Source organism: Simiduia curdlanivorans (assembly GCF_030409605.1).
In the GTDB taxonomy this organism is placed as follows: domain Bacteria; phylum Pseudomonadota; class Gammaproteobacteria; order Pseudomonadales; family Cellvibrionaceae; genus Simiduia; species Simiduia curdlanivorans.
On record NZ_JAUFQG010000006.1, the window covers coordinates 489,579 to 504,110 of the forward strand.

The 14,532-nt window shown below is 53.7% G+C and carries 8 protein-coding genes; all 8 read left to right on the forward strand.

Annotated elements, in window-relative coordinates:
- Position 1 precedes the first annotated feature (1 nt).
- The gene (locus QWY82_RS16015) at positions 2–931 is read left to right on the forward strand and encodes a hypothetical protein (protein ID WP_290264384.1); all 930 of its coding nucleotides are present in this window, start codon (positions 2–4) and stop codon (positions 929–931) included.
- Positions 932–940: 9 nt separating this feature from the next.
- Positions 941–2,701: a cytochrome c3 family protein gene (locus tag QWY82_RS16020; protein WP_290264388.1), complete on the forward strand. Its 1,761-nt coding sequence runs from the start codon at positions 941–943 to the stop codon at positions 2,699–2,701.
- A complete protein-coding gene (locus tag QWY82_RS16025) occupies positions 2,698–4,722 on the forward strand; it encodes a heme-binding protein (RefSeq protein ID WP_290264390.1) in 2,025 nt (674 codons plus the stop codon). The genes QWY82_RS16020 and QWY82_RS16025 overlap by 4 nt, the downstream gene beginning before the upstream one ends.
- Complete coding sequence (locus QWY82_RS16030; RefSeq protein ID WP_290264393.1) at positions 4,722–6,611, forward strand: hypothetical protein; 1,890 nt, start codon at positions 4,722–4,724, stop codon at positions 6,609–6,611. Before QWY82_RS16025 ends, QWY82_RS16030 begins: the two co-directional genes overlap by 1 nt.
- Before the next feature lie 46 nt (positions 6,612–6,657).
- Complete coding sequence (locus tag QWY82_RS16035) at positions 6,658–10,494, forward strand: multiheme c-type cytochrome (RefSeq protein ID WP_290264396.1); 3,837 nt, start codon at positions 6,658–6,660, stop codon at positions 10,492–10,494.
- The gene (locus QWY82_RS16040) at positions 10,491–11,786 is read left to right on the forward strand and encodes a multiheme c-type cytochrome (RefSeq protein WP_290264398.1); all 1,296 of its coding nucleotides are present in this window, start codon (positions 10,491–10,493) and stop codon (positions 11,784–11,786) included. The genes QWY82_RS16035 and QWY82_RS16040 overlap by 4 nt, the downstream gene beginning before the upstream one ends.
- Positions 11,787–11,921: 135 nt before the next feature.
- A complete protein-coding gene (locus tag QWY82_RS16045; RefSeq protein ID WP_290264401.1) occupies positions 11,922–12,860 on the forward strand; it encodes an FHA domain-containing protein in 939 nt (312 codons plus the stop codon).
- 140 nt (positions 12,861–13,000) lie between these two features.
- The gene (locus QWY82_RS16050; RefSeq protein WP_290264404.1) at positions 13,001–14,521 is read left to right on the forward strand and encodes a serine/threonine-protein kinase; all 1,521 of its coding nucleotides are present in this window, start codon (positions 13,001–13,003) and stop codon (positions 14,519–14,521) included.
- The last annotated feature ends 11 nt before the right edge of the window (positions 14,522–14,532 follow it).

Here is a 14,532-nt window from a genome sequence, read left to right on the forward strand (position 1 = left end):
CATGCATGAATCACTATTAACCTATCGCAAATCGCGCTTCGCCTATATTGCGCTTGGCGCCGTGTTGTTCAGCGGTTTTTTGTTCATTACCCAGGTCGCCGGCTTGCAAGACACGCTACTGAATATTTTTGGTGGCGCCCAAGTACCCAATGGCGGTAGCTGGCAAGGTTACACCTTGGGCGTCATCGCCTTGGGCTTAGTGATCTGGCTAACCGCGCTGGGAATTCGAAAACGACAATACCAAAGCACTCTGGGTAGCCTACAAGGTTGGACCTCGGCACACATTTACCTAGGTTTGGCCACACTCATTATCACCACCCTGCACAGCGCCGGGCAATTAGGTTGGAACGTGCACAGCTTGGCCTATGTGCTGATGGTTATTGTGATTCTCAGTGGGCTGGTTGGTGTCTACGCTTACATGCGCTACCCGAGGTTACTGGCCAGCAACAAAGCCGGCAGAACCACAGATGCCCTGTTCGCAGAATTAAATGAATTGAACGAGCGCGGTTTAAGCATTGCCAAACTGTGCGACCCAAGTGTCATGAGCGCCGTGGAAACCAGCATTGCCAGAACGGCCTTGGGCGGCAGCGCTTGGGCGCAATTAAGTGGCCAAGACAAGTCGCGCTGCCTGCTACCCATCACCACCAATACGGAGCAAAGCCAAGCTGGGCTAGTGGACAATAAAGACCAGGCCGCCGTCATCCATTTTGTCGCTAATGCGATACCGAGAGCGCGCAAGAAAACGGAAACATCTCATTTACAGCAACTGCTTACGATTACCTGCCGGCGTCAAACCATTCTCCGCCAGTTGCGCAAAGATATTCAACTGCGCGCCGGGCTCAAACTGTGGCTGGTTATTCACATTCCCGCTACGGTAGCACTCCTCATTAGCTTGGCAATTCACATCATTGCCGTTTTCTTTTTCTGGTAACGGCAAACTATGGATATTCTCTTACGTAAAAAAGTTGTCGATGAACAGCAGCAAACGCAGCTCACAGACTACGAATTACAGGCCGAAAGCATTCGCATGGGTAGCGCGCCCGACTCAGAGTTGCAATTACTGGGTCCCAAGATTAAGGGCGTTCATGCGCGCTTAAAAGTTAGCGATGACTGTTTCGAACTGATCGGAGAAAAGAATAGCCTCTTTATCCATAATGGCGAAGCGGTGAAACGCGCGGCGATTAATGTGGGCGATGAAATTATTATCGACCAACATCAACTAGTTATTAGCGAGCCACCACCCGGTTTTGATCTGGCCATTATTTGGCAACCCGCCGCCGTTGGCGGCGGGTTGCTGGCCAACGCCTATAAAACCAAACTTGCCCAAACAGAATTGCGCACGCGGCCCATAGCTTGGATGGCTTTCATTGTGATTTTACTGGTGGCAGGGTTACTGCCATTGGTCGACTACTCCGTTCGTTCTTTACAGCTCGAACCGAGTAACAAACAACCCATAACGCGCTATGTGGCCGATAGTTTTTGGAGCTCAGGCCCACTGCACTCGGCCCATAACGTCGCTATCGGCGAGCGCTGCGAATCCTGCCACGAACAGGCCTTTGTGCCGGTGCAAGATCAAGCCTGCACCCACTGCCACGGCGGCACCACAACCCACACCACCGTAGACAACCAACACGCCGCACTGTTTGCCGATCAGGCTTGCCAAAACTGCCACAAAGAACATAACGAACCACAACAACTCACCAACCGCAACGATGCCCTTTGCCAATCCTGCCACGCCAATTTAACCCCGGTAGCGACAGGCTTCAGCGCCAAGAGCCATCCCGAGTTTCGCGTTAGTTTATTGCAGCCCCGCGTCAGCAAACAATTGGGAAGCCTTTCTACCGAGTGGCAGCTGAACAAGATCGCAATCGCTGACATGGCCCACACGCAAGAAAATAGTCACCTTAAATTTTCCCATCAAGTGCATTTAGACGCGACCAAAGTGCGCGATCAACTAAACGATACGCAATTACAATGCAGTAATTGCCATAGTCTGTCCGCCGATCGGGAACATTTTCAGCCCATCACCATGGAGCAACAATGCATCAGCTGCCATGAACTTAGCTTCGACCCCAACCAACCGAAAAAACAATTACCACACGGCGATATCGCCAATATCTACCCCACCTTGGAAGCGCACTTTTTAGCCCTGGCCTTCGGCGATAACAGCCAAACAACCTTTGAGCGGCGCCGACTGCCCGCCAAAATCGATGCCGCCTCCGATTGCACAGGCGATGTGGTGTGCGCAAAACAAAAAGCAACCGCAGAAAATGATCGGCAATTTTCCCAGAGCGGCTGTGTGACTTGCCATTACATCGAAAAAATCGACGGAGTGGATGCGCAATCGCGCTGGCAACTGTTGCCGGTGCGGTTAACCTCAGACTGGTACCCCGCCGCACAGTTTGATCATCGCAGCCATTTAACCCAAAGCGGTGAAACCGAAAATCTATTGTGCGGCAGCTGCCACGAAGCGCAAAGCTCAACCACCAGCACCGACATCTTGATTCCCGCCATGGCTAACTGCAGCCAATGCCACAGCGATAACAAGCAAGGTAATAAAGTGCCCATGCAGTGCGTGTCTTGCCATCAGTACCATCCAAAAAGTTTACTCAACAGCACCCGCCGTAGTGTTGGCAACCAAGTGCCAACACCGATAACAGCGTTCATGGCAGAAACTGCTGAGCCTGGAGCCAGACCATGAAGCCCACAATCAAAGCCCTGCGTTGCCTGCCATTAGCGTTGTTAATCAGTTGCGGCGGCGGTTCCAATTCGAGCCCTAGTACCTGTGCCGGCGATTGCAATAACGGCGACTTTTTATCGATAACCGATGTCAAAACCGTTCTTGCCCAAGCCGCGCAAGAAGCACAAGCGCACAACAGCGCCGCAACCATTGCGGTGACCGATAGGGTTGGCAATGTGCTGGCGGTGTATCGCATGAATATCGCCGCGGCTCACAGCGTCACCCTTAGCACCAACACCGAAGCCGACGGCAATGCAAGCGGCAACCGCGGTGTGATAGACAGCGGCTTAGAAGGCATTGTGCTGCCAACACTTGCGGCGCCATTAAAAATTGACGACCTAGCGGCCATCAGCAAGGCCTTAACCGGCGCCTATTTATCTACCGAGGGCAATGCCTTTTCCACCCGAACGGCGAATCAAATTGTGCAGGAACATTTCAATCCCGGTGAACTTTTTCAGCCCGCCGGGCCCTTGTTCGGCGTGCAATTTAGTCAGTTAGCCTGCTCAGACTTTATGCGCCAGTTCACCGGCAGCGCCGATCCGGGCCCGAAGCGTTCGCCCTTGGGGTTATCAGCAGACCCTGGCGGTTTTCCGCTGTATAAAAATGGCACGGTGGTGGGCGGTGTTGGGGTGATGGCCGATGGTTTTTATGGGCTTGATGCAAACATCACAGACGACGACAGGAACCTCGACGAATTGATTGCCTTGGCCGCCACTTTTGGCTTTGAGGCACCTATCGATCGGCGCGCCGACCATATCACCGTGGATGGTAAAACTTTGCGCTACAGCGACGTCAGCACTGATCAGTTGTTAGCCGACCCAGCCCAAGCGATTAATTTTGACGCGCTCGACGCGATTAACAACAGCCTGGTCGCCACGCCGGGTTATAGCTTGGCCAACATTATTGCGGGTACGGTGTTCGGGCAAAATAATTCCGGTGTTCGACCGGCCACGGCCGCCAGTTTTACCGGGCTCGATAGCTTTGTCTTGGTGGACGAAAATAATATTGAACGCTTTCCAGTTATTAATGGCAGCGATGGCGTCAATGCCTTGCAAGCCAATGAGGTGGAAACCCTATTGGTAAAGGCGTTAGAAATTGCCAATCGCAGCCGCGCCCAAATTCGCCGGCCGTTAAATACGCCGGCGCGGGTTACCATTAGCATTGTGGACACAGACGGCAATATTCTCGGCGTTATTCGATCCAAAGATGCGCCAATATTCGGCGCCGATGTGTCCGTGCAAAAAGCCCGCACCGCGGCATTCTTTTCTTCGGCAGATGCTGCGGCGACCATTGCGCAATTACCCGATGCCCATTATTTACTGATCGACGACACCCAAGTGGCGATAAAGGCCTCGGTTAATCTCAACAATTATGTCACCGCCTTGCGTGCCTTTTTAAATGCACCCACGGCCTTGGCCGATGGCGCCGTGGCCTTTTCCGATCGCGCCGGCGGCAATCTTTCGCGCCCAACTTTTCCCGATGGCATAGACGGTGCCAACCCCGGTCCGCTAAGCAAAGCGGCCGGCTCTTGGAGCCCCTTCTCCACCGGCTTGCAACTCGACTTGGTTATCAATGGCATATTGCAGCATGTGCTGGCCACCGCCGGTGCCGGCGTACCGGACGTGAGCGCAGGCTGCGGCGGCATCGCCATTGCGGCCGACCTAACGCCAACAGTCTCCGCTTTAACGACAAAAAAATTGGCCAACGGCATTCAAATTTTTCCCGGCTCGGTGCCCATTTATCGCGGCAATCAATTAGTCGGTGGCATTGGCGTGTCGGGCGACGGTGTCGATCAAGACGATATGATTGCCATGCTCGGTTTATATGAAGCGGAACTCGCCCTCGGCGGCGCCATTAACCGGCCACCCATGGCCATGCGCGCCGATCAGCTCACGCCCCAAGGAGTGCGTTTGCGCTTTGTCCAATGCCCACAAGCGCCCTTTTTGGATAGCGCCGAACAAACACCTTGTGAGGGCAAATAATGTTAAAACTTAACGCCCAACCACTAGCCCGTTTAGCCGCCTATTTTACTCGCCCGCTGCTATGCAGTTTTATACTCGGCTTCAGCGCTGAATTATTGGCGCAAGCGGATTGCGAACAACAGACCACGAAACGCCGGCGCACAGGTCAGACCCAATGCATTCCCAGTAATGACGCAGAGCAATCACCAAACGCAACAGAGCAAACAGCGGACAAGCGCAGCGATGCTCGCCGACCTGGCGACGACGAACGCGCTGCTCGACTAGAAGCGCAGCGCCGCACCACCCTGCCGCGCAAAGCGACCACCCTATTGCGCCCTCAAGTTACCGATTTTCCCGATGCCATTCCGGTGCCCGACCGCTGGCGCATTGTCGACAGCCTCGGCTATCAAGAGCGCTGGTGGGACCCATACAACAGAAACCCACTCAAGGGCGACAAACCCTTGCATGACGATTGGTTTTTCGTCACCACGGTCATTTCCGACACGGTATTTGAACAGCGCGACGCTCCGACGCCAGTGGGCGCCATTAGCACCAACCACCCGAATCAATTAGATATATTGGGTAACAGTGCGCAGGATGTGTTGGTCGAAAACTTGGCCATGGAATTTGTCTACTACAAGGGCGACACCACCTTTCGGCCGCCGGATTTTGAATTTCGTTTCACCCCAGTGTTCAACTACAACCGGGTTGAGCTGGAAGAAATTCAAGGCGTCAATGCCGACCCGCGCGATAGCTATAGCCGCTACGATAATCACATCGGCATTCAGAGCGCCTTTGTCGACTACCATATTCGCAATGTGTCAGAGCAATACGACTTCGACAGTATTCGCGTGGGCATTCAGCCCTTCACCAATGATTTCCGCGGTTTTTTGTTTCAAGACAGCCCCTTCGGTATTCGCTTATTCGGCACCCGTGACAACAATATCTACCAATACAATGTGGCCTGGTTTCGGCGCTTAGAAAAAGATACCAATAGCGGTTTAAACGACACTAACCAAGCCTTGCGCGACGACGATATTTTCGCGCTCAACCTCTACCGCCAAGATTTTCCGCGCAAGGGTTTTACCTCGCAGCTGAGCCTGCTATACAACCGCAATCGCGAATCCGACACCTACTACGACAACAATGATTTTATCGCCCGCCCCGCTTCACTCGGGCGCGAAGTTGGGCGCAGTTACGATGTCACCTACTTAGGCTACAGTGGCGACGGCCATCTAGGTCGGCTCAACGCGTCGGTATCAACCTATGCCGCGCTGGGCAAAGAAAATGGCAGCGTGTTTGTCGACACCCACAACGACATTCGCGCATTTTTTGCCGCCACAGAGTTATCCATGGATTTCGACTGGATTCGCGCCCGCACCTCGCTGGTTTACGCCAGTGGCGACAAAGATCCCTTTGACGATGTGTCTACGGGCTACGACGCCGTGTTTGAAAACCCGCTCATTGCTGGCGCCGATAACAGCTACTGGATTCGTCAAGCGCTGCCGTTAATTGGCGGCGGACGCGTGGCGCTATCGGGGCGTAACGGTTTACTGCCGTCATTGCGCTCGTCCAAAGAGCAGGGGCAATCTAACTTTACCAACCCGGGTTTACGGCTGCTGGGTGTGGGTTTTGATCTCGATCTGTTGCCCGAACTGCGCCTTAGCGCCAACTGGAATTACTTGCAGTTCGACAACACCGCCGTGTTGGAAACTGCGCGCAATCAGGGTGATATCGACCGCAACTTGGGCCACGATATTTCCGCCGCGATTATCTATCGGCCGCTGAATAACCAGAATGTGGTGTTGCGTGCGTCGGTGGCAAAACTGATCAGTGGCGATGGCTACAAAGCGTTATATAAAGACGAAAATCCGAATTACGTTTTAGTTAATCTGATACTGACTTACTGAGTCACTGGACGCGAGCGCTATCACGATGACAGGACTTCAAATCGCAATGCCATCAGCCCGCAAGACAGTGCTGATGGCACATAAAAATACAGGCAGCGCCATGGCTATTCCGTTGTTCCATAAATTTTGCCGATCCAATCGGCTCGCCTTTGTGTTGGCGCTGAGTGTTGGCTTATTGGCAGCCCCAGCGAGCTTCGCTAGCAGCAGTAAATACGGCGACGCGGTAGCGCGCGAATACCAGGTGGCGCCGCCTTCACCGCGCTCGCAAACGCAACAACAAGCGCTAGAAAAAAGTACCGGTTGCGTGTCGTGCCACACGGCCAGCGATTCAAAAACCATGCACGTCAGCCAAGCCATCAGTTTAGGTTGCTCCGATTGCCACGGCGGCAATGCCAAAATCAGCTTAAGCCAAGGCGCCCAGTTAATTCGCCCCCTAGCCGGCGAGCAGCTCGCACTCATGCAACAGGCGCACGTGTTACCGCGCTTCCCAGACGCCTGGCCGAGCAGCCGCAACCCTGTGCAAACCTATGCGTTGCTAAACCAAGAGAGCCGCGAATTTGTACGCTTTATTAACCCATCGGATTACCGCGTGGCAGAGCAAGCCTGCGGCGCATGCCACCAAGAAATTATTGAAGCCTCCAAGCGCAGCATGCACACGACAGGTGCCATGTTGTGGGGTGGCGCTAGTTACAACAACGGCATTCTGCCCTATAAAAATTATATTTTAGGCGAGTCTTACGACGACAATGGCCAGGCGCAAGTCATCCTAGGCCCGGTGATTCCCGAGCACCTACAGGAGGCCGCAAAAGCCGCGGGTATTATCGATAAACTTTACCCGCTGCCGGCCTGGGAAACGGTTAAACCCGGCGACAATTTTCGCGTGTTTGAAGATGGCGGCAGAAATTTACTCAACCTATTTCCGGAAACGGGTATTCCCAACAGCCTCGGCTTAATTCAGCGCTTAGAAGAACCCGGCCGGCCCGACATTCGGCAATCCAATCGCGGCCCCGGCACCGGTCAACGCATTTCGGTACCGATACTAAACATCACCAAAACCCGGCTCAATGATCCACTCACTTGGTTTATGGGCACCAATGATCAACCGGGTGATTACCGTCACTCGGGTTGCGCCTCTTGTCATGTGGTGTACGCCAACGATCGCGACGAGCGCCACTCTGGCCCCTATGCAAAATTTGGCCACAGCGGTCAATCGACAACGACTGACCCCACCATCGATAAAACCGAATCGGGTCACCCGCTGACTCACACCTTCACCCGCGCCGTGCCGACCAGCCAATGTATGATTTGCCACATGCACCAACCCAATATGTTTATGAATACTTTTTTGGGTTACACCATGTGGGATTACGAGTCCGACGCGGCAATGATGTGGCCGAAGGAACAGCAGTACCCCAGCGCCGCGGAAATGCGCGAGGTGCTCGATCGCAACCCCGAAGGCGCGGCACCGCGCGGCAACTGGGCGAATTTGGATTTCTTAAAATCCGTATGGGAAAAGAACGATCAAATGCAAGACACCCAGTTCGCCGACTACCATGGCCATGGCTGGAATTTCCGCGCCGTGTTTAAACGCGACCGCAGCGGCAACTTACTCGATGACCAAGGCAGCATCGTCGCCAATGACGATCCGAAAAAATTCGATAAAGCGGTGCACATGTCATCCATTCACGTCGACGTGGGCATGCATTGCGTGGATTGCCACTTTGCCCAAGACAACCACGGCAACGGCTTTATCTATGGCGAAGTTGCCATGGCGGTTGAAGTCAGCTGCGTGGATTGCCACGGCACCGAGTCTGCCTACCCCAGTTTATTTACTTCCGGCCCGGCTGCACTGGAAGGCGGCACCAACATGAGCTTGATGCGCACCCCCGATGGCCGCAAGCGTTTCGAGTGGCAAGGCGATACATTATTCCAGCGCTCCATGCTCTACCCGGACAAAGAGTGGCAGATGAGCTTAGTGAAAGACTCGGTGAATGCGAACCACAACGGTTACAACGAAAAAGCCGCGCGCGCCAAGTTAATGCGCAAAGACACGGAAAAACAACATTGGGGGCCAGCGAACGCGGGCGAAAGCCAAGACTTGGCCCATGGCTACGACAATATGGAGTGCTACGCCTGCCATACCTCCTGGACTAACACCTGCGGCGGTTGTCACCTGCCCATTGAGGCCAACGCGAAAACGGAGCGGCATCACTACGAAGGCGGCGAGTCGCGCAACTTCGCCACCTACAACCCGCAAGTAGCGGGGGATCAAATGTATTTACTCGGCAAGCGCTCGCCGGCCAAAGGCGGCAAGGTGGCACCGGTGCGCTCCTCATCGGCCTTGGTGTTATCGTCCACCAATGCCAACCGCGAAAAAATTTACATTCAACAACCACCCGTTGCAGCCAGCGGCTATAGCTCGCAAGCGTTTAATGCCCACTACCCGCACACGGCGCGAAAAACCGAAACCAAAACCTGCACCGATTGCCATCTCTCTGCCGATAATGACAACAATGCCATCATGGCGCAGCTGTTAATGCAGGGCACCAATGCCGTCAGCTTTTTGGGTTACAACGCCTGGCTCGGTTCGGCCGGCGCCATTGACGCCGTCAAAGTCACCGAGTGGGACGAACCCCAAGCCGTAATAGGCAGCTACTTACAGCGCTACGCCTACCCGGATTACTTTGCCGCGCACCTAGATAACAAGCGGCAATTGCAAGATGCCAAACAGCACAGCGCCAACAACAGCCAGTGCCTACAGCTACGCGGCGAATATCTATTCAGCGCCGAGGCCGATGGCCTGAAGGTTTACGATGCCGCCAACATTGCCAACAAGGGCTTTTCACAGGCCTTAGTGAGCGCACCGGTGAGCCCGCTCGGGCAAGATACGCGCATAAAAAGCCGCGCCGCCACCTGTGTTGCCCTACCCAGCGTGCAACCCATCGCACCCGAGCGCAACCAAGGCGATTTGATGCGTATCGATAACCAAGAGCAACCCTTCCACCCGCTCTACCACTACGCGCTCATTACCGATGCCGAGGAAGGGTTGATTTTAACCAATGTGGATACCTTGGCCGACGGTATACCCACCAATAACTTTTTGGCGCGCGCACTGACCTGGAACGACGGCGGCATTCTAACTGGCGCGCGCCACTTAACGATTGCTGGCCACTTCGTCTACATCACCACACCTTCCTCGGTAGTGATACTAGACCTAGACCAACCCCTAAAGCCGAAACTGGCAGCGGTGCTACCGGTTCAAGATGCACGGGCAACCAGCCTGCAATTCAGGTACTTATTTGTCACCAGCGGCGCAGGCCTAAGCGTGGTTAACATCACCAACCCCTATCAACCCCAGCGGGTAGAGAAAGCATTCTTAGCGCTTAACGATGGCCAAAAAATGAGTATTTCGCGCGCCTACCTATATGTCGCTGCGGGTGAAGAGGGGCTTGTCATTGTCGATATTGAAAGACCCGAAGCGCCAAAGCTGCTGACCCGCTTTAACGCCGGCGGCAGCCTCAACGACAGCCGCGATGTGGTGGTCGCGGCCACCAATGCCTCGCTGTTTGCCTATGTGGCCGACGGCCGCAATGGCCTAAAAGTGATCCAGTTATTTTCACCGGCCAGCCAACCTAACTTCTACGGCTTTAACCCGGAGCCTAAACCCGAACTCATCGCCCACTACCCCACAGACACAGCGGCGCAGGCACTATCGCGCCCACTCCCCAGAGACAGAGGCGTGGATGAAACCGGCGGTCAAATTGCCGTATTTGGCCGCAAGGGCGCCCGGCCCTTTACCGCCGAAGAGGCGAAGAAGTTGTATTTAAATGCCAATGGCAAGCCCTGGACGGTGACCGACAACGCGAAAGGAGGCCAGCAATGACACGCCAACTTAGGCTGCAAATCCATGCTGCCTCCTTTTTCGGCCTGCTTTTAAGTCTATCGAGCTACGGGCAAGCCGCGCCACTCACGCCCGACCAAGCGCCGGCAGTTCATAACGGGGTTGCCAGCTGCGCTACCTCGGCCTGCCACGGCAAGGTGGCCGCCGTTGAGGGCCGCAATGTGTGGCTCAACGAATACCATATTTGGTCGACCCAAGACCGGCACTCGCGCGCCTATCAAACCCTTCTCACCGATAGATCCAAAGCCATGGCCCAGCGCTTGGGCTTGGGCAGCGCCCACACCGCCAAGGCCTGCCTCGATTGCCACGCCGATAATGTCGCCGCAGCGCAGCGCGGCCAGAAGTTTCAGCTCAGTGACGGCGTCAGCTGCGAGGCCTGCCATGGCGGCTCGGAAAAGTGGTTAAAATCCCATACTGAACCGCAGGTGAGCCATGCGGACAATATCGCCAATGGCCTATACCCTACTGAAAACGCCTTGGATAGATCGGCACTTTGCCTGTCTTGCCACAAGGGCACGGGCAGTAAATTTGCCGACCATACTATGATGGCTGCCGGTCACCCGCGCCTTACCTTCGAGCTAGACACCTTTACCGCGAATCAGCCAGGGCACTACAAAATTGATGCAGACTACCAAGCCCGGAAAGGTAAACCTGCGCCCGGCAGCCTTTGGATGCTTGGGCAAATGGAAAGTGGTAAGCGCAGCCTGGCGCTAATACAGCAACATGCCGGCACCCTAGCGGCAGAAAACTTGGCCATCTACGATTGCCATAGTTGCCACAGACCCATGAACCCGGCGCGCGGGCAAGCGCAGGATGACAGCAGGCAGTTGCCCGCGGGCAGCATTCGCCTCGAAGACAGTGCCCTCGATATGATCGCTGTGATCTTTAAGGTACTATGGCCAGAGCAATCTGGCGCCTGGCACAAGGCTGTGGCTGCACTGCATAAGGCCCAAGCCCAACAAGAATTAGCGCTCGCCTTAACCGATTTAGACAATCGCTTGGTCAGCCTCGAAGCCAAACTTCGCCAACAAGCAGCCACAGCAGCAGACCTAGCCAACATACGTCGCCAACTGATTAAACTCGGTGAACAAGGCGCTTACAAAGACTTTACCAGCGCCGAACAAGTGTTTCTGGCGCTAGAAAGCCTGTCCTATGACCTAGGCGACAGACAAACCCTACTACCAGCCTTAGACGCACTTTATAATAGCGTTGCCGATGAATACCGATTCGATCACGGTGCCTTTGTTAAGGCACTGGGTAAAATAAACAATTAAATAACTAATTAAATCGATAGATACAAAGATAGATAATTAGCTCTATCAATAACTCAGAACGAGGCACAGCACAGACTACATCTTCGATGTCGCACCCAAAGGCGATAGGCTGGATGAAGACGCAGAGTGAACACTATGAATACAACAACCTATAACTGCCAGTTGATTTCCGTAGCCGATAAACAAAGCTTTGCCGTCACCCAAGAAATGATAGTGGGCCGAGGCGATCAGTGCGACCTCATCATTAAACTCGGCCAGACCTCGCGTAAGCACGCGCGTTTAAGCCCTGGTGCGGAGGGCTTGTGGGTGGAAGATCTGCAGTCCTCCAACGGTACCTTTGTCGATGGCAAAGCGGTTATTGGCAAAGTACTCGCCAAACACGGCAGCCTGCTAAAGTTCGATACGGTTTGCTACAACGTAGTATTCGAAAGCCAACATGACAATGACATCAGCGGCGATGACACCACCGTTGTGGGCGATAAAAGCGAAGATGAATCGGCTAAACGCGCCAGCACCCTGCCGCCCTCTTGGGCCATGGAGCGCGAACAAGCAGTAGATGGCACGCAAATTTTAGGCGCCTCGGGCATTGCTGGCCTGCAGGCAAACCAGGCCACCAAGGTTGAAAAAGTTAGCATTGCAACGCTGGTCGGCCTGTCGGCACCTATTGAAGGCAAACGCTTCATCCTGAAACCTGACGTCGACGCCGACGCCGCAGAATGGAGTATTGGCCGTGGCGAAGCCTCTTTCGTTTGCATCGATCACCCCAGTGTGTCGAGCAATCACGCGCAACTGATTAGCGACGGCAACCGCTGGAAGCTGGTGGATTTAGTGTCCGCTAACGGCACCTTCGTAAATGGTAATAAAGGCTTAACTACCTTTCTAAAAAGTGGTGATAAAGTTTGTTTTGGTCAAGTAGAGTGCCAGATCCTGTTACCCATCGAAGTACAAGCGCGCCAAAGCACCACGGTCAAACGCGAGGCAACAACGAAAAAAACGTCACCGTTAAAGCCTCTTCTTATCGGCGCTACCCTGCTAGCAGCCATAGCGGTAGTCTTAGCCTTGGCGTTTAAGTAACCGGAAAAAATGGATTGAGTGAAAGCTCAGCAGCCAAACCCGCGCCTCTTGCGCCAAGCCAGCAGTTGCGGTGATACATTCAACAATTACGACCAACAGCGCCCAGTCTTAGTCGTTAAACATGGAAAAGAGCAGAACTAATGCCAAAAGTTGAGCCAATTAACACGCCCGCTGAACCGGATGACGACAAAACCGTCATTTCCCGTCGCCAGCAAGATGAGGCAACCGTGATTGTCGCTCAAAGCAATGACTCGCCCGAGCCAAAAACACAGGAACAAGAAACTGACGATAGAACGGTGGCAAGAAGCGCAACACCCGCCACGACTACCAGCACTGGAGAAACTACCTCTCCGACCCAGAGCGGCAACCGAACCCAAACGCTAAACCCGCTGACCAATACCCTGCACGTGCCCTACGCCGTCGGTGGCGACGTTATTAAAGAACGTTTCATCATTGAAAAAACACTCGGCCAAGGCGGCATGGGCATCGTCTGTAAAGCGGTGGATTTACGCAAAGTAGAAGCCGACGACCAGCAACCTTATGTGGCCATTAAGTTGTTGTCGCACGAGTTTTCCCAGCACGCCGACGCCTTTAAATCGCTGCAGCGCGAAACCAAAAAAACCCAGTCGCTGGCGCACCCGAATATCATCACGGTTTATGATTTTGACCGCGACAACGACACCATCTTCATGACCATGGAGGTGTTAGAAGGCCACCCACTCGACGACATTTTGAAAGGTAAGACCGATGTTGTGTTGGATAAGAAAGCATCCATTAAAGCGGTCAGGGAAATAGCACTGGCGCTCGAATACGCGCACTCAAAAGGTATTGTTCACTCGGATTTAAAACCCGGCAATATTTTCTATACCAACTCTGGCCAAGTAAAAGTCCTAGATTTCGGTATCGCCCGGGCTTTTAACGATGAGCGCAGTAAAGACAGCTTCGATGCCGGCGACCTCAACGCCATCACACCAAAATACGCTAGCCTCGAAATGTTTGAGCGCCAAGCCCCCGACCCACGGGATGACATCTATGCGCTTGGCTTAATTGCCGCCGAGTTACTCACCGGCAAACACCCCTACCAGGGCCGATATGCACCCGAAGTAAAAGAAGAAAAAATCAAACCGAGCTATTTAAAACCACCTGGATTTCTGTATGGCCGCTTACTTAGCAACGCCATAGCATTGCACAAAGAAAGCAGGACTCAAAGCGTAAGCCAATTTTTATCGCAGCTAAACTGGGCCGAAAAAGGAGCGCAGCGACTTTCGATTGCGGGGCTTGTGGTCGCGGCCTTACTGATCGCCAATGCCGTGATTATCGACTCCGTTAGCGATGAAGTCCCCTTATCAGATCTGCCCGAAGCTCAACAGATGATCGTGACATCCAATTTAGCCAATGCAAAGCAGGCTCTCGCCTTTAAAGATTACAATGGTGCGATCATCTATTTAGAAAAAGTATATGCCGTACATCCCAGCAATGACGACGTGGAAGATTATACCGCTGGTATTTTAAATGCACTTGAAAGCACATCAAAGAATATGGCCGCCGGTGAAGAGCGAGACTATCTAATCAGCCAGCTCGAGCAAATTGGCCAATACGAATTTATTCAAAGAAACGATCACTACAAACCCTTGCTGGAAAAGCTCACTAAAAAACTGTAGCGATCAAACGG